Genomic DNA, 22449 nt, shown 5'->3' with positions numbered 1-22449 from the left:
ACTGCCGTGTGACGGTTGGGGGCTATTTCACAGAGAAAAGTAAGTGGTGTCAACGCCCGCGTCCACGGATCGATGCTGAGCGGGGCGCCCGCGGCTGAGGCGGAACTTTGTCGCCGCGACGCGTGGGATGGGGGCTTGCGCCGCCGGTTGCTTCACACTATAAAGAAAGCATGTCGCAGGAGACGGACACCGGGAGTGGCCTGAACGAGGCCCCCACGTCGAGCGCGGCGCTGCGTGCCCTTCGGCTCGAGAGCGCCGCCGCCGCTCTGCTCGCGCACGGCCCCCTGTCGCGCACGGAGCTCGCCGAGATCACCGGCTATTCCCGCTCGTCCATGACCGCCACGATCCGCGAGCTGATCGCCGGCGGCTTCGTGAAGGAGACCGGTCACGAGGAGTCCACGGGCGGCCGACGCCGCACGATCGTGCAGTTCGATCGACGCGCCGTCCACCTGTCGCTGGTGTCGATCGAGGGCGTGCACGTCCTGGTCAGCCAGATCGATCTGGTCGGCTCCGTGGAGGCCCAGCTCCGGCGCCGCCTCAACCACGACGACCCGCTGAGCACCATCATCGAGGCGCTGCGGGCGCTGCACGCGGCCTCCGAGCACGCCTCGCGCTGCGTGGTGGTCTCGCTGCCCGGCGTGATGTCGGCCGAGGGCGACGTGTCGCTGGCCCCCGCGCTGGGCGCGTCCATGACGGTGCGGCTGCGGGACGCGCTGGGGGAGGCGATCGGCCTGCCGGTGCTCGTCGAGAACGACGTGAATCTGGTCGCGCTCGGCGAGTCGACCGCGGGCGCCGCCCGCGACCACAGCGACGTCGTGCTGATCTACGTGGGCGACGGCATCGGCTCCGCCCTGCTGCTGGACGGCCGCATCCACCGCGGTGCCACCGGCTCGGCCGGCGAGGTCGGCTTCCTGCCCTGGGACAAGGTCATGCCCTCGGCGTCCGCCGCGGTCGGCCCGCTCGAGGCGCGCTGGGCGGTCGGCGCGCTCGTCACACGCGCCGCCGAGCTCGGCATCGACTGCACCGACCACACCGTCGTCGCGGAGCTCGCGGCGTCCGAGGACCCCGATGCCCGGGCGCTGCTGGAGGGCGCCGTCGAGGCCTGGGCGTACGCCGCCGTCGTCACCGCCTACATCATGAACCCCGCGCTGGTGGTCTTCGCCGGCGAGGCGGTCCACCTGCCCAAGGCCGCGCGCGCCGCCCTCGCGGGCCGCGTGACCGCCGCCGTGCCCGCGCCCATCAAGGTGCGCTTCGCCCACCTCGGCGAGGGGGCGATCGCCCAGGGTGCGATCGCCCACATCGAGACCCGACCGCGACTCGTCTTCGCGCTCGACGTCCCGTTCGACCAGGCCCCCGACGGGAAGGGCGCCGCGACGGAAGGGGGGACACCGCCCGGCGATTCCTAGCCGGACGCGGACGGGCCGCCCGGGGCCGCCGCACCACCACACCGCACCACCTATGGACTGACCGCACCGCGCGGTCGCGCCTTTCAAAGGAGAAACAGCACATGATCTCGCGTCGCAACCTTCTGGCAGCCACCGCCGTGGCCGCCGGATCGGTCAGCCTTCTCACCGCCTGCGGCCTCGACCAGAGCCCCGCGCCGGCGGCCACCCCGAGCGGTTCCGCCGGCTCCACCGCCGCGGCGCCCGTCGCGTTCACGATCTACACCGCCCGCGACAAGAAGCTCGCCGAGCAGGTCGTGGCCGACTTCGAGAAGAAGTACCCCGAATGGGCCGGCAAGGCCACCATCCTCACCCTCGGCGCGCAGGAGGCGCTCGAGCGCGTGCGGGCCGAGAAGTCCAACCCGCAGGGCGACATCTGGTGGGGCGGCACCCGCCAGCAGCTGTCCCGCGGCGCGGCCGACGGCGTCCTCGAGGCGGCCCCCAAGGCCGTCGTCGACGCGGTGCCGGCCGACTTCCGCGACAAGGACGGCCTGTGGATCGGCGAGATGAAGCTCGCCGAGCTGTTCATGGTCAACACCGAGATGATGCCGCTCGAGTCGGCCCCCAAGGACTGGGACGACCTGATCGCGGCGGACATGAAGGACAAGCTGGCCATCCGCGACGTCGAGGCGTCCGGCACCATGCGCTCCATCTACTGCTCGATGATCGACCGGGCCTACGCCCAGGGCAACAGCCCCGACGCCGGCTACGAGTGGCTCAAGAAGCTGGACGCCAACACCAAGGTGTACGCGGCCAACCCGACGGACCTCTACCAGCGCGTCAGCCGCCAGGAGGCCCCGCTGTCGCTGTGGAACCTGCAGGACATCATGCTGCAGAAGAACGGCGACTTCCCGATGCTCGCCCCGAAGGTCCCCGCGTCCGGCGCGCCGATGCTCGTCGACGGCCTGGCCAAGGTCAAGGGCGGCCCCGGCTCGGCCGGCGCCGACCTGTTCATCACCTTCCTCATGAGCGAGGAGGTGCAGGGCAAGCTCGCCGAGGAGAAGTACCAGATCCCGACGATCAAGCTCAGCAAGGAGCCGTCGTGGCTCGCCGAACTCAACCTCACCGAGATGAAGGTCGATTGGGACCGGATCGCCACGAACGAGACCGACTGGATCAAGTACTGGGCGGCCAACATCAAGGACAAGGGCTAGTCCTTTCCCGCGTGCCCCCGGCCGGCGCCCATTCGCCGGCCGGGGCCCTCGCCCGGCCCCCGCTCGCCCCGCCCCCGCTCGGTGCGCATCGACGCGCCCGTCGCCACCCCGCCCGCCTCGCCATCCCTGAAGGAAGCCTCGCCATGACCACCGTCGACCTCGACCGCGTGACCAAGACCTACGGCAACGCCGCACCCTCCGTGGACGCGCTCAGCCTGACCATCGCCGAGGGGGAGTTCTTCACCCTGCTCGGCCCGTCGGGCTGCGGGAAGTCCACGACGCTGCGCATGATCGCCGGCTTCATCACCCCGACGTCCGGAACCATCTCCTTCGACACCCGCGACGTGACGAAGGCGCCCCGTACAAGCGCGACACCGGCATGGTGTTCCAGAACTACGCGCTGTTCCCGCACATGGACGTCGCCGAGAACGTCGCCTACGGGCTCAAGATGCGCAAGGTGCCCGGCGCTGACCGCCCGGCCCGCGTCGCCGAGGCGCTGTCGGTCGTCGGCCTCGACGGCTACGCCGAGCGCCGCATCGACCAGCTCTCCGGCGGCCAGCAGCAGCGCGTCGCCCTGGCCCGCGCCCTGGTGATCCGGCCGTCGGTCCTGCTGCTGGACGAGCCGCTGTCGAACCTGGACGCCAAGCTGCGCGAGGAGACCCGCACGCAGATCCGGCAGATCCAGCAGCAGGCCGGGACGACCAGCGTGTACGTCACGCACGACCAGGCCGAGGCGATGGCGATGTCGGACCGGATCGCCGTGATGAACGCGGGCGTCCTGCACCAGCTCGGTGCCCCGCGCGAGATCTACCGCCGGCCCGCGACCGCCTTCGTGGCGCGCTTCATCGGGCGCTCCAACGTGCTCGACGGCGTCGTCGAGGGCCGCGACGGCGACGTCGCCGCAGTGCGACTGGCCGACGGGGCGCTGCTGCGCGCCCGCGTCGACGCCGACTCCACCCTCGGCGACGTGACGGCCGGGCAGGAGATCGCCGTCTCGCTGCGACCGGAGTCGCTGGCGCTGTTGGGGGCCGCGCCCGCCGCGTCCGACCGCGCCGAGGGGACGCTGCACGGCACGGTGACCCTCATCGAGTTCACCGGCTCGCACTGCATGATCGGCCTGGACCTGGCCGACGAGCACGGCACCTCCCTCCTCATGACGATCCCCGACACCGACGACCTGCCCCGCGTGGGCGACGTCGTCGCCGTCCGGCCCGACCCGGCCAAGATCTGGATGGTGGCCCGATGAGCCGCCGCAGCGACCGCGCGTCGCTCACCGCGTCCGACCGGTTCGTCTACCTGCTGGCGCTGCCGCTGGTGGCGGTCCTGCTCATCTACATCGTCTTCCCGATGTTCGCCACGCTCTTCACCTCGTTCGGCGAGGGCGGGGCGGCCTACGGCGACTTCACCGACGGGTCCTCGCAGCGCGCACTGCTGCTGTCGGTGGGCATCTCGCTGGTCTCGGTCCTCACCTCGGCGATCGTCGGCGGGGGACTGGCGGTCCTGCTGACCCGCTTCGACTTCCCCGGACGCGGCGCGCTGCGGGTGTTCGCGCTGCTGCCGATGGCGCTGCCGCCGCTCATCGGAGCGCTGTCCTTCTACTACCTCTACGGCCCCTCGGGGATCGTGCCGCGCGCGCTCTCGGCGCTCAGCGGCACCGCGGCGGAGACCTTCGCCTTCGACGGCGTGGCCGGCGTGCTGCTCGTGCACACCCTCACGATGTACCCCTACTTCTACCTGTCGGTGAGCGCCGGCCTGGCCGGCAGCGACGCCTCCCTGGAGGAGGCCGCCATGAACCTCGGCGCAGACCGGGCCACCATGTGGCGCACCGTGCTGCTGCCGATGCTCACCCCCGCCATCGTGTCGGGAGCGCTGCTGACCTTCATGGTCTCGATGGCGTCCTTCACCGCGCCGCAGTTCTACAACGTCAACACGCTGACGATGCGGATCGTGGCGTCCAAGACCTCGGGCAACTACGAGCTGGCCGCCGCACAGTCGGTGGTGCTCTCGGTGGTCTCCATCACGTTCCTGCTGCTCATGCGCTGGTACCAGAACCGGCGGATGACCCGCAGCGCCTCCAAGGGCACCCCGCAGGCGCTCAAGGTCGTCCAGGGCGCCCTGCCCCGCACGCTGGCCGCGCTGGGCTCGATCCTGGTCGTGCTCGTGCTGGTCGCCCCCGTCGCGACGATCCTGCTGCTCGCGTTCACCGTCGACGGCACCTGGACGGTCCAGATCCTGCCGCCGACCTACACGGTCGCGAACTTCGTGGAGATCTTCACCGAGCCCAAGAGCCTGCGACCCCTGCTGGTGTCCACCCAGATGTCCGCGCTCGCCATGGTGGCCTCCGTCGTCGTCGGCGTCCTCACCGCGTGGGTCGTCGCCCGGTGGAAGGGCCGCGGCGCCGGCGTCCTCGACGTCATGATCATGCTGCCGTGGGCGCTGCCCGGCACCGTCGTCGGCATCAACATCGTCACCGCGTTCGCCTCGCCGACCCCGTTCAACCTCGGGCAGGTGTTCATCGGCTCGCTGTGGATCCTGCCGCTGGCCTACTTCATCCGGTTCGTGCCGCTGGTGTTCCGCAACGCGGCGGCCTCGCTCGCCCAGATCGACCCGTCGGTGGAGGAGGCGGCCCAGAACCTCGGCGCCGGGCCGTGGCGGACGCTGCGCACCGTCACCCTGCCGCTGATGGCCCGCGGCGTCCTGGCCGGCGCGCTGATGGCGTTCGTCCAGGGCTTCGGCGAGTACGTGGCGTCGGTCGTCATCTACCCGGCCCGCTACGCACCGCTCTCGGTCGAGATCTACAACCGGCAGTACGCCAACGAACTGGGTTCCGCGTTCGCCTACGGATCACTGCAGATGCTTGCCATCCTGGTGGTGCTGATCATCTCCGAGGTGCTCGAGAACCCGCGCCGGTTCCGCAGGAAGGGCGCGGCGCTCACCCCCGCGGCCCCGATCACCGCCCAGCCGCTCGCCGTCTGAATCCGAAAGGAACGTGACCCACGTGAACTCCGACCCCAACCGTCCCCGCGTCCCCCTGCGCGAGCGTGAGGATCTCTCGATCTTCTGGGACAACCACCTGCGCGTGGCCTTCGAGCAGGCCGCCGCGCACGACCTCCCGGCCATGGTCGAGGCGTCGCTGGCCCACGTCCTGGTGCTGCGGCGCACCGGCGCGTTGACGGCCGAGCGCGCCGACCTGCTGCTGTCGGGGCTCCTGACGCTGTGGCGGGAGTTGGGGCCCGAGGACGGCCGCGCGTCCTGGACGCCGCGGCTCGCCTCGCCGGCGTTCGACGGGTCGGTCGAGGACCCGTACTACTTCCTGGAGCAGCAGCTGGCCCGGGCGTGCGGCATCGAGACCGCGGACCTGGACGTGCAGCTCGCCCGGAGCCGCAACGACCTGGACGCCGCGGTGTTCCGGATGATCCTGCGCCGGGGCATCCTGGACATCGCCGACCTGCTGCTGCAGACGGCGGCCGACCTCGCGGACCGCGCGGAGGCGACCGTGGACGCGCTGATCATCGGCAACACGCACCGCCGCCCCGCGCAGCCGACCACGATCGGCCACGTGCTGAGCGGGCTCGCCGAGACGCTGCTCAGCCAGGCCGACGACCTGGCCGGGGTCTACGCCGAGATGAACGTCTCCCCGCTGGGCTCGGCCGCCTTCACGGGCACCGACATCGCGATCGACCCCGAGCTCGAGGCCCGGCTGCTCGGCTTCGACTCCGCGTTCACCGCGTCGTACGAGGCGGTCGCGGGGGCGGAGCACTTCATGCGGCTGGCTGCGGTGCAGGCGCGGATCACCGCGACCGGCGCCCGCTGGGCCCGCGTCCTGCAGGAGTGGATGAACCTGCGCTGGGTCACCACCCCCACCCCGTTCACGCAGGGGTCCTCGATCATGCCCCAGAAGAAGAACCCCGTGGTGCTGGAGCACATGGTCTCGATGGCGGGGGCGTCCAACGCCGAGCTGGCGTCGGTCTACAACACCATCGCGGCCGGCTGGTACGAGGACTCCAACAACGCCACCACCGACGTGCAGAAGCCGCTGTGGAGCAACACCGACCGGGTGATCCGGTTCCTGCGGCTCTACGACGGCGTCGTGCTGGCCCTGGAGCCCGACCAGCTCCCCACACCCGCCGACATCGTCCGGTCGGGAGCGACCACCACGGCCGTCGCCGAGGCGCTGGCCACCCGCTCGGTGCCGTGGCGGGCCGCGCACGGCCTGGTGGGACGCCTGTTCCGCGCCGGCGAGCCGCTCACGTGGACGCCCGAGCAGGTCGCCGAGGCGCTGGCCGCAGGCGGGATCGCCGACCCCGACGGCTCGCTCGTCGAGTTGGTGCTCGCGTCCGGACGCGAGCCGGAGCGCATCCTGCAGCGACCCCAGGCGGGCAGCCCGGGGATCGCGCCGGTGCTGGCGACGGTCGCCGACATCCGCGACCAGATCGCCGAACTGCGCGAGGAGTTCGGCGCCCGCCGCGCCCACCTGGACGCCAGCCGCGCGGCGCTGCTCGCGGCGTCCGCGCACCCCGAGCGGGTCGCCGGCTCGCTGACGGTGATCGGCAACGCCAACCTCGACGTGATCGTCCACGGCGCCACCGAGATCCCGGCCCCCGGCACGGAGCGGATCGTCGACGACATCGAGGTGCGCCTGGGCGGCTCGGCCGCCATCGCCGCCCAGCGGGCCGCGCAGTTGGGCGTCCCGACCCGGCTCGTGACCAAGGTGGGTGCCGACCCGGCCGCCGGCGTCGTGCGCGACCTGCTCGCCGCCGAACCGCTCGGCCTGGACCTGATCGTCGCCGACGGCACGCCCTCGGGCCTCACCGTGGTCGCCGAGGCGCCCGGCCGGGACCGCTCGTTCCTGTCCTCGCTCGGCGCGATGGCCGAGCTGGCCCCCGACGACGTGCCGGCCGACGCCCTGAGCGCCGGCGTGGTGCTGAGCAGCGGCTACTTCCTGCTGCCGGGCCTGCAGCGGGACGCGCTCTCCACCGTGCTGCGGCGCGCCAAGGACGCCGGCGCCCGCACCGCGCTCGACACCGGCGACCCCGACGACGGCTGGACGCCCGCGACCCGCGCGGACGTCCTCGCGGTGCTCGCCGACGTGGACCTGTTCCTGCCGAACGAGGCCGAGCTGTGCGGCGTCGCCGAACTGGCCGACGTCGAGGCGGCCGCGGCCGCGCTGGTGGCGCGCACCGGCTGCACCGTCGTGGCCAAGCTCGGCGCGTCCGGTGCGCTGGTGGCCGACGCCGACGGCGTCCGGAGGCTCGGCGCGCCGCGGATCACGCCGGTCGACACCACCGGCGCCGGCGACTCGTTCAACGCCGCCCTGCTGTCCGCGCTGCTGCACGGCGTCGCCCTGGACGACGCGGCCGAGTTCGCCGTGGCGACGGCGTCCGCGCTGGTCGCGGCGCGCGCCGAGGACCGCGAGGCCGTCCTCCGGGACGCAGGCGCCCGGTTCCTGCCGGTCTGAGGCGCTTGGGCTCGCCTCAAGCGCGGGCGTCTTGGCCGGCGCGCTGACTCACCAGGCGAAGACGCCCCCGTTTGCGTCAGTTGCCCACGCAGGAACGGGGCAACTGACCCAAGCGCGGGCGACTCGTCGCAAACGTGGGCGTCTCGTCGCAAACGTGGGCGGTTCGGCGCAAACGTGGGCGTCTGGCCGGCGCGCAGACCCACCAGTTGAAGACGCCCCCGTTTGCGTCAGTTGCCCACGCAGGAACGGGGGCAACTGACCCAAGCGCGGGCGACTCGTCGCAAGCGCGGGCGACTCGTCCGAAACGGGGGCGGCTCGTCGCGAGCGCGGGCGGTTCGTCGCGAACGGGGGCGGCTCGTCGCGAGCGGGGGCGGTTCGTCGCAAACAGGGGCGGCTCGTCGCAAACAGGGGCGGCTCGTCGCAAACGCGGGCGACCCGTCCAAAAGCGAAGGGGGCTCGTCGTGACGGCGGCGGGGCCGGTTCGGAGCCGGACGCCCCGACGCCCTAGACTCAGCAGGACGCGCCCGCACCGTCTATGCGGGGCAAGAAAGGAACATCGCCATGCTGCGAACGCGCACCGCAGGCACGCTGCGCTCCGCCGACGTCGGCCAGACCGTCACCCTCGCGGGTTGGGTCTCCAAGCGCCGCGATCACGGGGGAGTCGCCTTCATCGATCTGCGGGACGCCTCCGGGATCTGTCAGGTCGTCGTCCGCGACGAGTACCTGGAGTCCGCCGGGATCCACGACCTCCGCAACGAGTACTGCATCCAGGTCACCGGCGTAGTCGACGCCCGGACGCCCGAGAACGTCAACCCGAACATCCCCACCGGCGAGGTGGAGGTCGCGATCCGCGAGTTGGAGGTGCTCAACCCGGCCGCGCCGCTGCCGTTCCAGATCGACGAGCGCTCCGGCGTCGGCGAGGACGCCCGCCTGAAGTACCGCTACCTCGACCTGCGGCGTCCCCGCCAGCACGACGCGCTCGTGCTGCGCTCGAAGGTGACCCACACCATCCGCCACGTGCTCGACGGGCTGGACTTCTACGACGTCGAGACCCCGACGCTGACCCGCTCCACGCCCGAGGGCGCCCGCGACTTCGTCGTGCCTGCCCGCCTCCACCCGGGCAAGTGGTACGCCCTGCCGCAGAGCCCGCAGCTGTTCAAGCAGTTGCTGATGGTCGCCGGCATGGAGCGGTACTACCAGATCGCCCGCTGCTACCGCGACGAGGACTTCCGCGCCGACCGGCAGCCCGAGTTCACCCAGCTCGACATCGAGATGAGCTTCGTGGACCAGGACGACGTGATCGCCGTCGCGGAGAAGATCATCGCCGCCTGCTGGAAGCTCATCGGCGTCGACGTCGCCCTGCCGCTGCCGCGGATGACCTGGCACGACGCCATGGACGACTACGGCTCCGACAAGCCCGACCTGCGCTTCGGCAACAAGATCCGCGAGCTCACCTCGTTCTTCGCCGACACGCCGTTCCGCGTGTTCCAGGCCCCCTACGTGGGCGGCGTGGTCATGCCGGGCGGCGCGTCGCTGCCGCGGCGCCAGTTCGACGCCTGGCAGGAGTGGGCCAAGCAGCGCGGCGCCCGCGGCCTGGCCTACATCACGGTCGGTGAGGACGGCACGCTGGGCGGCCCGGTCGCCAAGAACATCTCCGAGGCCGAGCGCGACGGCATCGCCGCCGCCATGGATGCCGCCCCCGGCGACGCGATCTTCTTCGCGGCCGGCGCGCGGGAGACCTCCCAGGAGCTGCTGGGCGCGGCGCGCCTGGAGATCGGCCGGCGCTGCGAACTGTTCGACCCGAAGGACTGGGCGCTGCTGTGGGTGGTGGACGCCCCGATGTTCAAGTCCACCGCCGACGCGGTCGCCTCGGGCGACGTGGCCATGGGTGAGGGGAAGTGGACGGCCGTCCACCACGCCTTCACCTCGCCCAAGCCTGAGTCGCTGGACACCTTCGACACCGATCCGGGCTCGGCGCTGTCCTACGGCTACGACTTCGTGGCCAACGGCAACGAGGTCGGCGGCGGCTCGATCCGTATCCACCGCCGCGACGTGCAGGAGCGCGTCTTCTCGGTGATGGGCATCGGCGAGGAGGAGGCGCAGGAGAAGTTCGGCTTCCTGCTGGACGCCTTCTCCTTCGGTGCCCCGCCGCACGGCGGCATCGCCTTCGGCCTAGACCGGCTCGTCATGCTGCTGGGCGGGTTCGACACGATCCGCGACGTCATCGCCTTCCCGAAGTCGGGCGGCGGCTTCGACCCGCTCACCGAGGCGCCGGCCCCGATCAGCGCGCAGCAGCGCAAGGAGGCCGGCGTGGACGCCAAGCCGGTCGTCAAGGGGGAGCCGGGGCAGCCGCCCGCGGCCGCCCCCCAGGCTGCGCAGGCCTGACCGAGCGCGCGACGGCGCGTCGTCCCCTGAGGGGCGGCGCGCCGTCGTCGTGACCAGGGGTCAGCGCTTCTCGCCGGTGGCTCCGTCGAGCACGAACTCGGTGACGGCCGAGCCGGCGGTCACCTTGATCTCCCAGTGCGTCCCGGTGGCGGGAGCGCGGTCGGTGTCCAGGTCGGCCTCCACCAGGGTGCCCGGGTGGAGCTGCAGCCCGCGATCGATCGCCTGCAGGACGTCGATCTTCGTCTCTCCGTAGCGCGTGACCTCGTCGGCGGACAGCCGGTCGGGGTCGCTATCGGTGCGGGTCACCTGCGTGCCGTCGGCGGACAGATCGAGCTCGTGCTGCAGGTAGCCGACGACCACCTCGGCCTCCCAGTGCTGGTCGTCCCACTCGATCTTGGTCACGGTCCCCGTCACCGCCTGCTCGGCGGTCGCGACCGCCGTTCTGGCGGCGGCGAGCCGCTGCTCGGCCGCCTGGTCCAGAGACGGCTCGGGCCCCGGGGTCGCGCCTCCGGGCGTGGACGGCGCGGCGCTGCTCGGGGCGGGTGTCGTGGGCGGGTCGGTGGCGACGGGCGGGGCGGACGGGGAAGGCGCGGCGGTGCAGCCCGCGGCCACCACGCACACTCCGAGCGTCAGGGCGATGATGGGGTTTCTCATGCGTCCACGCTAGCCGGAACGCCCACGCGGGGCGATAGCGGCGAGCGCTGACCGCGGAGGACGCCGAGATCGGCGTGGACGCCCGCGCGGGCGATGGGCGACAGCAGCCCCCACCATGCGACCGCGGCGGGCGGCGGGACGCGGCACCACGGGTGCGGGATTTGCTAGAATCCTCAACGAGGTTCTCGACACGAGACTCCCGGACGATGGGTGCCGTACCCGGTGTGCGACAAGACGGCCCTTGACGGAGGTCACCGTGTTGGCATGGATCGTTCTCATCATTTCCGGCGTGCTGGAGGCCGTGTGGGCCACCGCGCTGGGCAGGGCCGAGGGCTTCACCCGGCTCGGGCCCTCGATCACGTTCGTGGTGGCCCTCATCCTGAGCATGGCCGGCCTGGCGTTCGCGATGCGCGACCTCCCCACGGGCACCGCCTACGCGGTGTGGGTGGGGATCGGCGCCACGCTGACGGTCGTCTACGCGATGGTCACCGGCGACGAGTCCGTCTCGGCGCTCAAGATCATCTGCCTGGTCGCCATCGTCGGCGGGGTCGTCGGGCTGAAGGCCCTGCACTGACGCCGTCCGCGCGCCGAGGCGGCGGCGTCACCCCTCGCGGATGTCGCCGCTGCCCGCGTCCACCGTCAGCGTGACCGGGTCGCCGTCGAAGTCCACCGTGACGTCCCACCTCATCCCCGTGAGCGGGGCGGAGTCGGACTCCAGGTCGGCCTTGAGCAGGTCGCCCGGGATCTGATCGAGCACGGTGTCGACGGCCTGGCGCATCGTGACGAACGCGTCGGTGAGCCGGTCGAGCTTGTCGGCGTCCAGCTTCTCCGGCGACGTGTCCGTCCGCGTCACCGTGTCGCCGGCGGGCGCGATCAGGAGCTCGTGCTCGACGTCCCCGACCACCACGTCGGCCTTCCAGCCCTGCTCCGACCACTCCAGCTCCACCGCGCGACCGCCGACCGCGCCCTCCGCGGTCTCGATCGCCTGCCGGGCGGCGGTGTTGCGGGACTCGTCCTCGGCGCCGGTCGCCGACGTGGGGTCGGTCGCTGCGGTGTCGGTGGGGAGGCGGCGGTCGTGGCGGGCGAAGGGGTCGGCGTGCTGGGCGAGGGGGGTGTCGTCGCGCAGCCCGCGAGCAGCACCATCCCCGACGCGAGAGCGACGAGGACGGGCACGAGTGGGCGAGACGTCATGGTCTCCAACCTAGGCCACCCGGGCGCGCACCGCGGTGAGGCGCGCGCCCCCCCACGCCCCGGTGTGTCGGCGCCGACGGCTAGGCTTCCGGGGGTGACCGACCTGTTTGGCAACCCCGACCCCGCCGACTTGGCGGCCCCGGCCGCGCGCACCGGCGGATCGCTGTCGGGGGCCGGTCACGAGGCCGTCCCCTTGGCCGTTCGGCTGCGGCCCCGCACCCTGGAGGAGATCGTCGGCCAGCAGCACCTGCTGGGCCCCGGCTCACCGCTGCGGCGCCTCGCCGAGGGACAGCCGATGTCGGTCTTCCTGTGGGGGCCGCCCGGCGTCGGCAAGACGACGATCGCCTCGGTGGTCTCCCAGGCCACCAACCGGCGGTTCGTCGAGCTCTCCGGCGTCACCGCCGGGGTGAAGGAGGTGCGCGCGGAGCTGGACGCCGCCCGGCGCGAGCTGGCGCGCGGCACCGGCACCGTGCTGTTCGTCGACGAGGTGCACCGCTTCAACAAGGCCCAGCAGGACGTCCTGCTCCCCGCCGTGGAGAACCGCCTGGTCACCCTCATCGCCGCGACGACGGAGAACCCCTCGTTCTCGGTGATTTCGCCGCTGCTGTCCCGCTCGCTCCTGCTCACCCTCAAGCCCCTCACGGACGCCGACGTCGACGCCCTGCTGGACCGCGCGCTCGCCGACGAGCGGGGCCTGCGGACGCCCGAGGGTGGCCACTACACCCTGGACGCCGACGCGCGCGCCACCATCGTGCGGCTGGCGGGCGGCGACGCCCGCCGCAGCCTGACCTACCTGGAGGAGGCCGCAGCGTCGGCGTCCGCTCTGGGCGGCACGACCATCACGCCCGAGGCCGTCGAGCTGGCCGTCGACCGGGCCGCGCTGCGCTACGACCGCGACGGCGACCAGCACTACGACGTCATCAGCGCCTTCATCAAGTCGGTGCGCGGCTCCGACGTGGACGCCGCCCTGCACTACCTCGCCCGGATGCTGGAGGGCGGGGAGGACCCGCGCTTCATCGCGCGCCGCCTCATCATCTCCGCCAGCGAGGACATCGGGATGGCGGCGCCGTCGGTGCTGCAGACCTGCGTGGCGGCCGCGCAGGCCGTCCAGCTGATCGGGATGCCCGAGGGCCGGCTCACCCTGGCCCACGCCACCATCGCCGCCGCCACCGCGCCGAAGTCGAACGCGGTCACCACCGCGATCGGCGCCGCGCAGGCCGACATCTCGGCGGGCAAGGGCGGCCCCGTCCCGCTGCACCTGCGCGACGCGCACTACGCCGGGGCGAAGCAGCACGGCTTCGGCAAGGGCTACAAGTACGCGCACGACTTCCCGCACGGCGTGGCGGAGCAGCAGTACCTCCCCGACGACCTGGCCGCGACCCGCTACTACGAGCCCACCGGGCACGGCAACGAGGCGCAGATCGGCGAGCGCCTGGAAGTGATCAGGAACCTGCTTGGCCGCGAGCCCCGTCGAGGCTGAGCGTCGCGCACGCCCCGGCGACGGAGGCGACGTGGGCCGCCACCAGCACACGCTGCTTGAGCAGCAGGCGAGCCGGCGCGTCGATCACTCGGTTGGCTGCGCCCTGGTCAGCGACTCCATGGCAGGGTGTCGACGGCCGTCGGATCGGTGAAGATCAGCACCGCATTGTCGAGGCGCTTGAAGACGAGGCTGTCGTTCTGCTGCTCCTCGGCCTCGCCCGAGAGGAAGACGAGCGGTTGCCCGCCGACGGTGCACCGGATCTCGGAAACCAGGGTCTCCCCACCGATCCGGGCGTCCAGGGTCACGATGTCGTGGACGAAGCCGACCGTGACATCGCGGACCCGTCCGACCGGTAGTTCCGTCAACTGTCGACTCCGGAAGATGCCGTTGACCGAAGTCTCCCGGCGCTCGATCACCTGCGCCTCGGGCACCTCACTGATCGGTCGGAGTTCGAAGGACTCGGTGGTCTGGGAGGGCTTCAGTCCCCAGCCCAACCCGCACTCCAGGCCTGCGACCAGACCGGTTGTCTGCAGCACCGGGAACTCCGGGGCGTCATAGCGAGGGCCCCGGCCGCTGTAGTCCTCCCACAGGGCCATCTCGTTGGCCCACCAGTCGACGACCACCTGACCGTCCAGCCATTGCGCCGCCGCGGTCAGCTCGCGCACCCATTGCTCCCTCATCGAACGAAGTCTTGCAGGCAGGCCTTGGTCGCCGTCGGGTTCGTCTCGCGGATCTCGTGGATCTCGTCGTCGGTTCGAGGTGGGCGATGGGGATGTCGCAGCCTGCCAGCCACCGCCGGTGGCGAGTCCGTGGAGTTGCTGATCGAGAGGAGGGCGGCAGAGTGGCCTGTACTAGGCTCGAACCCATGACTGTCGGAGAGATCGCCGGGCTGATCGCCGCCGTCGCCTTCGTGCTGCTGGTCGGCATGTGCGCCATCCCGCTGTTCAAGCTGGGACGGCTGCTCGACGAGCTGACGGGCGCCGTCAAGGACGTGAACGCCAGCACCGCGCCGATCCTGGCCGAACTGCAGGACACCGTCGAGGCGGCCAACACCGAGCTGACGCGCCTGGGCGGCGTCACCACCGAGGTGGAGAAGGTCACCGCCGACGTCGCGCGCGTCAGCGGGCACGCGTCCACGGTGGTGGAGAACACCGCCACGCTCTCCCAGATCTGGCTGGCCGCGTTCGGGCGGCCGCTGATCGCGCTGGCGTCCTCCTTCCACGGCTTCCGGGCGGCGCTGAGCGCCAAGGTGAGCGGCGGGCAGCGATGAGCCGCGCGCTGTGGTTCGTCGCCGGGGCGGCGGCGTCGGCTTTCGTCGTCGTGAAGGGGCGGCAGTATGCTCGTCGACTGACACCGGCGGGGATGGCCGAGGAGTTGGAGCGTAGGGCTGAGGACGCGGCCGGCCAGGCCAAGGACTGGGTCGACGACTTCGCCACCCACTACTCCCAGGCGCGGGCCGCCAAGCGGTCCGAGCTGACCGCCCTGCTGACCAAGGACGAAAGAAGACAACTGTCATGAAGACCGCTGAGATCCGGCGCCGGTTCCTCGACCACTTCGTACGCGCCGGGCACACGCTGGTGCCCTCGGCGTCCCTGGTCTACAACGACCCCACCCTGCTCTTCGTCAACGCCGGCATGGTGCCGTTCAAGCCGTACTTCACCGGCGCCGAGACCCCGCCGTTCCAGACGGCGACCAGCTCGCAGAAGTGCGTGCGCACCCTCGACATCGAGGAGGTCGGCAAGACGACCCGCCACGGCACGTTCTTCCAGATGAACGGCAACTTCAGCTTCGGCGACTACTTCAAGGAAGGCGCGATCCAGCACGCCTGGGAGCTCGTCACCGGGTCGATCGCCTCCGGCGGTCTCGGGTTCGACGGCGACCGCGTCTGGGTGACGGTGCTCGGGCCGGGTCACCACCCCGACTTTCCCGACGGCGACACCGAGGCGGTCGCGCTGTGGCGCGCGATGGGCGTGCCGGACGAGCACATCCAGCGCCGCGACCTGAAGGACAACTACTGGAACATGGGCATCCCCGGTCCCGGCGGCCCGTGCTCGGAGATCTACATCGACCGCGGCGCGGCGTACGGCCCCGACGGCGGCCCGATCGTGGACGAGGACCGCTTCCTGGAGATCTGGAACCTCGTGTTCATGCAGCAGGAACTGTCCGCGGTGCGCGCCAAGGACGACTTCGACGTGCTGCGCCCGCTGCCCAAGCCGAACATCGACACCGGCATGGGCCTGGAGCGGGTCGCCTACCTGATGCAGGGTCGCGACAACCTGTACGAGATCGACCAGGTGTTCCCGGTGATCGAGAAGGCGGCCGAGCTGTCGGGCAAGCGCTACGGCGCCGACCACGACGACGACGTGCGGATGCGCGTGGTCGCCGACCACGTCCGGTCCGGCCTGATGCTGATGACCGACGGCGTCACCCCGGGCAACGAGGCGCGCGGCTACGTGCTGCGCCGCCTGCTGCGCCGCAGCGTCCGGGCGATGCGGCTGCTCGGCGTCCACGACCCGGTGCTGCCCGAGCTGCTGCCGGTCTCCAAGGCGCTGATGGAGGAGTCCTACCCCGAGGTGGCGACCGAGTGGGCGCGGACCTCGACCTCGGCCTACGCCGAGGAGGAGTCCTTCCGGCGCACGCTGGCCGCCGGCACGCAGATCTTCGACGTCGCCGTCCGGCAGGCCAAGGACGCCGGCGTCACGACGCTGCCCGGCGACCAGGCGTTCCAGCTCCACGACACCTACGGCTTCCCGATCGACCTGACCCTGGAGATGGCCGGCGAGGCCGGCCTGGCGGTCGACCGCGACGAGTTCACCCGGCTCATGGGCGAGCAGAAGGCCCGCGCCAAGGCGGACGCCCGCGCCAAGAAGGGCGGCGCGGCGAACACCGAGGCCTACCGGACGCTGCGCGACGCCGGCGAGACGCCGTTCCGCGGCTTCACCGACCTGTCGGTGCCCAGCCGCGTGCGCGGGCTGGTCCGCGACGGCCAGCTCGTCACGCACGCCGCCCCCGGCGACGTGGTCGAGGTCGTCCTGGAGGAGACGCCGTTCTACGCCGAGGCCGGCGGCCAGGACGCCGACGCGGGCATGCTGACCGCCGACGGCGTCCAGCTCGAGGTGCTGGACGTGCAGCGTCCGGTCCAGGGCCTGGTCGTGCACAAGGTGATGGTGAACGAGGGCGGCGTCGCCGAGGGCGACGAGCTGCTCGCGGCCGTCGACCCGCCGGCCCGGTTCGCCGCGTCGCAGGCGCACACCGCCACGCACGTGGTGAACGCGGCGCTGCGCCAGATGCTCGGCGACGCCACGCACCAGGCGGGCTCCTACAACAAGCCCGGCTACCTGCGCTTCGACTTCAACGCGCACGAGGCGCTGTCGCCGGCGATGCGCAGCGAGCTCGAGGGGATCGTCAACGAGGCGATCCGCGACGACTTCGCGGTCACCGACCGCGAGCTGCCGCTGGCCACCGCCAAGGAGCTGGGCGCGCAGGCGATGTTCGGCGAGAAGTACGGCGACGTGGTGCGGATGGTCGAGCTGAACGGGCCGTGGTCGCGCGAGCTGTGCGGCGGCACCCACGTCCGCACCACCGCGCAGATCGGCCTGGTCAACCTGCTCGGCGAGGGCTCGGTCGGCTCCGGCATCCGCCGCGTCGAGGCCCTGGTCAGCACCGACGCGTTCAACAGGTTCGCGGCCGAGCGGACGCTGGTCTCCACGCTGTCCGACACCCTGAAGACCCAGCCCGACCAGTTGGTCGACCGCGTCGAGCGGCTGCTGGCGCAGCTCAAGACCGCGGAGAAGCAGATCGCCGACCTCCGCCAGCGCGAGCTGCTCGGCAACCTCGACGCGCTGGCCGCCGACGCGGTCGACGCCGGCCCGTTCCGATTCGTCGGCCACGAGCTGCCGGGCGTGGCCGGCAACGACCTGCGCGCCCTGGCCACCGCGCTGCGCGACAAGTTGTCGGGCGGCCCGGCGGTCATCGCGCTGGTCGGCGGGGACGCCAAGCCGGCGTTGATCGTCGCCACCACCCCGGCCGCGCGCGAACTCGGCGCCAAGGCGGGGGCGCTGGTCGGCGTCGGCGCGGCCCAGCTGGGCGGCAAGGGCGGCGGCAAGGACGACCTTGCCCAGGGCGGCGGCGCGGACGCGTCCAAGGCCACCGAGGCGCTGGCCGCGATCCGGGCGGCGCTGGCGCTGCCATGAGCGGGGTTCCGGCGGGGGTGCGGCTCGGCATCGATTGGGGCAGGGCCCGGATCGGTGTCGCGGCCTGCGACGCCGCCGGCGTCCTGGCCTACCCGGTCGAGACCATCGCGCCGGCGTCCGACCGGCGGGTGGTGACCGAGCGGCTGCGGGCGATCGTGGCCGAGTACGAGCCCGTCGCGGCCTACCTGGGGCTGCCGCGGCACCTGCGCGGCGCCGAGGGCGAGGCGGCCGCCATGGCGCGTCAGGGGGCCGCGTTGGTGGCCGGCCTGTTCCCCGAGCTGGACGTCCGGCTGATCGACGAGCGGCTCACCACGGTGACCGCGTCGCGGCACCTGCACGAGGCCGGCCGCTCCTCGCGCCACCAGCGCTCGGTCATCGACCAGGCGGCGGCCGTGGCAATCTTGAACCAGGCGCTCGACGCCGAACGGGTGGCCCTCGCCCGCGTCGGGGAGCGTATCGACGGAAGGAACACCCGATGAGCCCGCAACGGACGCACGAGCCCGACCGTCTCCGCGACCCCGAGACCGGCGAATGGGACATGGGGGAGGTGCGGCACCGCAGCAAGGGGTGGATCGCCGTCCTCCTGGCCCTCGTCGTGCTGGTCGGCGGCGTCTGGTTCGTCGGCGGCAAGGCCTGGGACGCCTGGATGGGCTTCCGCACCAAGGACGACTACATCGGCACCGGCGTCGACCCGATCCAGATCGAGATCCCCAAGGGCGCCTCCATGACCGCGGTCGGCAAGCTGCTGGAGGAGAAGGACGTCGTGAAGTCGGCCGACTCGTTCCGCCGCTACGCCCAGTCGCGTCCCGACGAGTCCAGCCGCGTCCAGGCCGGGCAGTACAAGATGAAGACCCAGATGTCGGTCATCAGCGCGTTCGACGCGCTCCTCGACCCGGCCAACCTCGTGCGCAACATGATGCAGCTGCGCGAGGGGCAGCGCACCAGCGAGCAGATCGCCGCGATGGCGCAGGCGTCCAAGCTGCCGGTGGAGGAGTTCCAGGCGCTGGTCAAGGCGCCGACCAACCTCGGGCTGCCGGAGTGGGCCAAGGGCAACGTGGACGGCTTCCTGTTCCCCGACACCTACGAGCTCGGCGGCAACCCGACCGCCGAGGGCGTCATGAAGATGACCGTCGACAACTTCAACAAGGTCGTCGAGCGCAACGACTTCGTCAACCAGGCCGCGGCGTCGCCGGCGAAGGACCCCTACACCGCGCTCATCATGGCCAGCGTCGTCGAGCGGGAGGCGATGACGAGCGAGGACCGGCAGAAGGTCGCGCGGGTGTTCTACAACCGGATCGCGAAGGGCGAGCGGCTCGAGTCGGACGCCACGGTCGCGTACGCCAACAACGTCACCGGACGCGTCACGACCACGGCCGAGGAGCGCAAGCTCGACTCCCCGTACAACACCTACCTGCAGAAGAACGCGGGCAAGCTGCCCCCGACCCCGATCACCTCGCCGTCGGAGGACGCGATCGAGGCGGCCGTGACGCCGGCCGAGGGGAACTGGATGTTCTTCGTCGTGGTGAACCTCGACACGGGCGAGACCGTCTTCAGCGACACCTTCGAGCAGCACCAGCAGGCGGTGAACCAGTTCCGGGAGTTCTGCAAGACCTCCGACAAGTGCTGAGCCCCGCCTCCGCGACGTCCGCCCCGCACCCTCCGGTGCGGGGCGGTTCGCCGCCTGTGGCAGAGTTTCAGGCATGCTGCGTTACTTGACGGCGGGGGAGTCCCACGGCCGGGCGCTGGTCGCCACGATCGAGGGCATCCCGTCCCACGTCCACGTGTCCACCGACGACATCGCCGACGCCCTGCGCCGCCGGCGCCTCGGGGTGGGCCGCGGCGCCCGGATGAAGTTCGAGGCCGACGAGGTCACGATGCTCACCGGCGTGCGCCATGGCGAGACGCTCGGCTCCCCGATCGCGATCATGGTCGGCAACACCGAGTGGCCCAAGTGGGAGACCGTCATGAACCCGGACGCCGTCGACCCCGACGTGCTCGCCGGGCAGGCTCGCAACGCCGCGCTGACGCGGCCGCGTCCCGGCCACGCCGACCTGGCGGGCATGCAGAAGTACGACTGGGACGAGGCCCGCCCGATCCTGGAGCGCGCCTCCGCCCGCGAGACCGCCGCCCGCGTGGCGCTGGGCCGGGTCGCGACCAACTTCCTCGACCAGGCCTACGGCGTCCAGCTCGTCAGCCACGTCGTCGAGATCGGGCCGGTCGCCAGCACCGGCACGGCCCTGCCCACGGCGTCCGACCGTGACGCGATCGACGCCGACCCCGTGCGCTGCTTCGACCCGGAGTCCTCGGCCCGGATGCTGGCCGAGATCGAGGCCGCCAAGTCCGAGGGCGACACCGTCGGCGGCGTCGTCGAGGTCGTCGTCACCGGCCTGCCGCCGGGCGTCGGCAGCCACTCCCAGGGCGACACCCGCCTGGACGCCCGGCTGGCGGGCGCCCTGATGGGCATCCAGGCCATCAAGGGCGTGGAAGTCGGCGACGGCTTCACCCTGGCCCGCACCCGCGGCTCGCTGGCCCACGACGAGATGGTGCCCGAGGGCGCCTCGGGCGTCGCCCGGGTCTCCAACCGCTCCGGGGGCACCGAGGGCGGGATGAGCACCGGCGAGGTGCTGCGCGTCCGGGCCGCGATGAAGCCCATCGCGACCGTGCCGCGCGCGCTGCGCACCGTCGACACCACCACGCTGGAGCCGGCCCAGGCCCACCACCAGCGCTCCGACGTGTGCGCGGTCCCCGCCGCCGGCGTCGTGGCCGAGGCGATGGTGGCGCTGGTGCTCGCCGAGCTGATGCTGACCAAGTTCGGCGGGGACTCGGTCGCCGAGACCTCCCGCAACCACCGCGCCTACCTCGACCGGCTCGCCGAGCGGCGGCTGGCGTGACGGCGCTCGCCCTGATCGGCGCGCCCGGCAGCGGCAAGTCCACCGTCGGGCCGCTGCTCGCCGCCCGGCTCGGGGTGCCGTTCGTGGACGTGGACGCCGTGATCGAGTCCCGGCAGGGCCGCGAGATCCGTGACATCTTCGCCGACGACGGCGAGCCCGCCTTCCGCGTCCTCGAGCGCGACGTCACCCTCGAACTGCTGGCCGGCGACGGCGTCGTGAGCCTGGGCGGGGGAGCGCCGCTCACCCCCGAGATCGCCGACGCGCTCGCCGCCGTGCCGACGGTCTGGCTGCAGGTGGACGCGCGCAACGCCGTCAAGCGCATCGGCCTGGACGAGGGCCGCCCCCTGCTGGCCGGCGGCGGCGTCCGCGCGACGCTCATCAAGCTGCTGAACGCCCGCACGCCGGTGTACCGGCGGCTGGCCGACATCGAGATCGACACCAACGGCCGGGAGCCCGACGCGCTCGCCGACGCCGTGCTGGCCGCCCTGGAGGAGCGATGACCACGCAGTGGGAGACCATCACGGTCGCCTCGGAGCATCCCTACGACGTCGTGGTGGGACGCGGCACGACCGCGCTGCTGCCCGGCCTGGTCGAGGGCAGCGCCAAGGTCGCGCTCCTGCACCCGGCCGAGCTCGCCGACGCCGCGGCGGCGCTGGCCGGCACCCTGGACGCCGAGGTGCTGCTGCTCACCGTGCCCGACGGGGAGCGCGTCAAGACGCCCGCCTTCCTGCTGGCGTGCTGGGAGGCGCTGGCGGGCGCCGGGTTCACCCGCTCGGACGCCGTGGTCGGCTTCGGGGGCGGCGCCACCACCGACCTGGCGGGCTTCGTCGCCGCCACCTGGCTGCGCGGCGTGCGATACGTGTCGATCCCGACCACGCTGCTGGCCATGGTGGACGCCGCGGTCGGCGGCAAGACCGGCATCAACCTGGACGCGGGCAAGAACCTCGTCGGCGCCTTCTGGGAGCCCGCCGGGGTGCTGGCGGACCTGGACCACCTCGTCACGCTGGCGCCCGACGACCTGCGCGGCGGCCTGGCCGAGATGATCAAGCACGGCTTCATCGCCGACGAGCGCACCCTGGAACTGTTCGAGGCGGACCCGGCCGCGATGCTCGACCCACGCTCGGACGCGCTCGCCGAGGCGATCACCCGGTCGATGCGGATCAAGGCCGGCGTGGTGAGCGGCGACCTGCGCGAGGCCACCAGCACGGGCTCCGACGTGGGCCGCGAACTGCTCAACTACGGCCACACGCTGGGGCACGCCATCGAGCGCCGCGAGCGCTACACGTGGCGCCACGGCTACGCGGTCGCGGTCGGCCTGGCCTTCGCCGCGCGGCTGTCGCACGCGCTCGGGCACGCCGACGCCGCCTTCGTCGAGCGCCACCTGCGCGTCCTGGAGTCGGTCGGGCTGCCCACCAGCTACGCGGCGGACGCCTACGACGACCTGCGGGCCACCATGAGCCTGGACAAGAAGTCCCGCGGCGCCTCGCTCCGCTTCGTCCTGCTGGACGCCGTGGGCGCGCCCTTCATGGCGACCGCCCCCGACGAGGACGTGCTGCGCGCCACCTACGCCGAACTGGCCCGCTGATGTACACCCCCGGCAC

19 protein-coding genes, 1 pseudogene and 1 riboswitch are annotated in these 22449 nt (G+C 72.2%); of the genes and pseudogenes, 17 read left to right on the top strand and 3 right to left on the bottom strand.

The genetic code is table 11. The annotated features are described in order from the left end of the window. The first annotated feature begins 170 nt into the window (after positions 1–170). The 7 genes and pseudogenes from G7070_RS16455 (at position 171) to aspS (ending at position 10439) form a co-directional block, all read left to right on the top strand. Positions 171–1406, top strand: coding sequence for an ROK family transcriptional regulator (locus G7070_RS16455; RefSeq protein WP_166234641.1), 1236 nt, complete (start codon positions 171–173; stop codon positions 1404–1406). 101 nt (positions 1407–1507) lie between these two features. After that, a complete protein-coding gene (locus G7070_RS16450; RefSeq protein ID WP_166234640.1) occupies positions 1508–2596 on the top strand; it encodes a substrate-binding domain-containing protein in 1089 nt (362 codons plus the stop codon). A 143-nt stretch (positions 2597–2739) separates the two neighbouring features. Further along, positions 2740–3164: pseudogene (locus tag G7070_RS20075) on the top strand (ABC transporter ATP-binding protein); the annotation flags it as partial. 168 nt (positions 3165–3332) lie between these two features. After that, complete coding sequence (locus tag G7070_RS20070; RefSeq protein ID WP_431977962.1) at positions 3333–3842, top strand: TOBE domain-containing protein; 510 nt, start codon at positions 3333–3335, stop codon at positions 3840–3842. Then, complete coding sequence (locus tag G7070_RS16440) at positions 3839–5572, top strand: ABC transporter permease (protein WP_166234639.1); 1734 nt, start codon at positions 3839–3841, stop codon at positions 5570–5572. The genes G7070_RS20070 and G7070_RS16440 overlap by 4 nt, the downstream gene beginning before the upstream one ends. A gap of 13 nt (positions 5573–5585) precedes the next feature. Then, positions 5586–8054 carry a PfkB family carbohydrate kinase gene (locus tag G7070_RS16435; protein WP_166234638.1) on the top strand — a complete coding sequence of 823 codons (2469 nt, stop codon included), beginning with the start codon at positions 5586–5588 and terminating at the stop codon, positions 8052–8054. A 561-nt stretch (positions 8055–8615) separates the two neighbouring features. After that, entirely contained in the window at positions 8616–10439 is a 1824-nt protein-coding gene (aspS, locus tag G7070_RS16430) for an aspartate--tRNA ligase (RefSeq protein WP_166234637.1), read from the top strand. Between the two features lie 60 nt (positions 10440–10499). Here the strand turns inward: aspS and G7070_RS16425 are convergent, their stop codons facing one another. After that, on the bottom strand, positions 10500–11093 hold the full coding sequence (locus G7070_RS16425) for a PepSY domain-containing protein (RefSeq protein ID WP_166234636.1): 594 nt from the start codon (positions 11091–11093) through the stop codon (positions 10500–10502). A 178-nt stretch (positions 11094–11271) separates the two neighbouring features. Continuing rightward, a riboswitch (guanidine-III (ykkC-III) riboswitch) is annotated at positions 11272–11337 on the top strand. 12 nt (positions 11338–11349) lie between these two features. Between G7070_RS16425 and G7070_RS16420 the strand changes: the two genes are divergently transcribed. Next, positions 11350–11667 (top strand): DMT family transporter, encoded by a 318-nt coding sequence (locus tag G7070_RS16420; RefSeq protein WP_284690946.1) that lies wholly within the window; start codon positions 11350–11352, stop codon positions 11665–11667. 27 nt (positions 11668–11694) lie between these two features. Here G7070_RS16420 and G7070_RS16415 read toward each other — a convergent pair whose 3' ends face one another. Continuing rightward, positions 11695–12039: a PepSY domain-containing protein gene (locus G7070_RS16415; protein WP_166234635.1), complete on the bottom strand. Its 345-nt coding sequence runs from the start codon at positions 12037–12039 to the stop codon at positions 11695–11697. 339 nt (positions 12040–12378) lie between these two features. Between G7070_RS16415 and G7070_RS16410 the strand changes: the two genes are divergently transcribed. Further along, entirely contained in the window at positions 12379–13764 is a 1386-nt protein-coding gene (locus tag G7070_RS16410; RefSeq protein WP_431977907.1) for a replication-associated recombination protein A, read from the top strand. A 107-nt stretch (positions 13765–13871) separates the two neighbouring features. On the opposite strand, the gene G7070_RS16405 is transcribed toward G7070_RS16410, so the two are convergent. After that, positions 13872–14429: a hypothetical protein gene (locus G7070_RS16405; protein WP_166234634.1), complete on the bottom strand. Its 558-nt coding sequence runs from the start codon at positions 14427–14429 to the stop codon at positions 13872–13874. A gap of 200 nt (positions 14430–14629) precedes the next feature. Here G7070_RS16405 and G7070_RS16400 point away from each other — a divergent pair, with 200 nt between their 5' ends. The 8 genes from G7070_RS16400 (at position 14630) to aroB (ending at position 22433) form a co-directional block, all read left to right on the top strand. After that, positions 14630–15034, top strand: a complete 405-nt coding sequence (locus tag G7070_RS16400) for a DUF948 domain-containing protein (RefSeq protein ID WP_166234633.1) — start codon at positions 14630–14632, stop codon at positions 15032–15034. Then, positions 15031–15282 carry a DUF6167 family protein gene (locus G7070_RS16395; RefSeq protein WP_166234632.1) on the top strand — a complete coding sequence of 84 codons (252 nt, stop codon included), beginning with the start codon at positions 15031–15033 and terminating at the stop codon, positions 15280–15282. The genes G7070_RS16400 and G7070_RS16395 overlap by 4 nt, the downstream gene beginning before the upstream one ends. Beyond that, positions 15279–17957 carry an alanine--tRNA ligase gene (gene alaS / locus G7070_RS16390; RefSeq protein WP_166234631.1) on the top strand — a complete coding sequence of 893 codons (2679 nt, stop codon included), beginning with the start codon at positions 15279–15281 and terminating at the stop codon, positions 17955–17957. The genes G7070_RS16395 and alaS overlap by 4 nt, the downstream gene beginning before the upstream one ends. A 17-nt stretch (positions 17958–17974) precedes the next feature. Next, positions 17975–18436 (top strand): Holliday junction resolvase RuvX, encoded by a 462-nt coding sequence (gene ruvX, locus G7070_RS16385; protein WP_431977961.1) that lies wholly within the window; start codon positions 17975–17977, stop codon positions 18434–18436. Continuing rightward, positions 18433–19584 carry an endolytic transglycosylase MltG gene (mltG, locus tag G7070_RS16380; protein ID WP_166234629.1) on the top strand — a complete coding sequence of 384 codons (1152 nt, stop codon included), beginning with the start codon at positions 18433–18435 and terminating at the stop codon, positions 19582–19584. Before ruvX ends, mltG begins: the two co-directional genes overlap by 4 nt. Positions 19585–19657: 73 nt before the next feature. After that, positions 19658–20848, top strand: a complete 1191-nt coding sequence (aroC, locus tag G7070_RS16375) for a chorismate synthase (RefSeq protein ID WP_166234628.1) — start codon at positions 19658–19660, stop codon at positions 20846–20848. Continuing rightward, entirely contained in the window at positions 20845–21348 is a 504-nt protein-coding gene (locus tag G7070_RS16370) for a shikimate kinase (protein ID WP_166234627.1), read from the top strand. The genes aroC and G7070_RS16370 overlap by 4 nt, the downstream gene beginning before the upstream one ends. Further along, complete coding sequence (gene aroB / locus G7070_RS16365) at positions 21345–22433, top strand: 3-dehydroquinate synthase (RefSeq protein ID WP_166234626.1); 1089 nt, start codon at positions 21345–21347, stop codon at positions 22431–22433. The genes G7070_RS16370 and aroB overlap by 4 nt, the downstream gene beginning before the upstream one ends. Positions 22434–22449 lie beyond the last annotated feature (16 nt).

The sequence above is a fragment of the Propioniciclava coleopterorum genome, from assembly GCF_011393335.1.
GTDB lineage: Bacteria > Actinomycetota > Actinomycetes > Propionibacteriales > Propionibacteriaceae > Propioniciclava > Propioniciclava coleopterorum.
The sequence above is the reverse complement of the archived record's forward strand: the minus strand, read 5'-3'. Positions and strand labels throughout refer to the sequence as shown.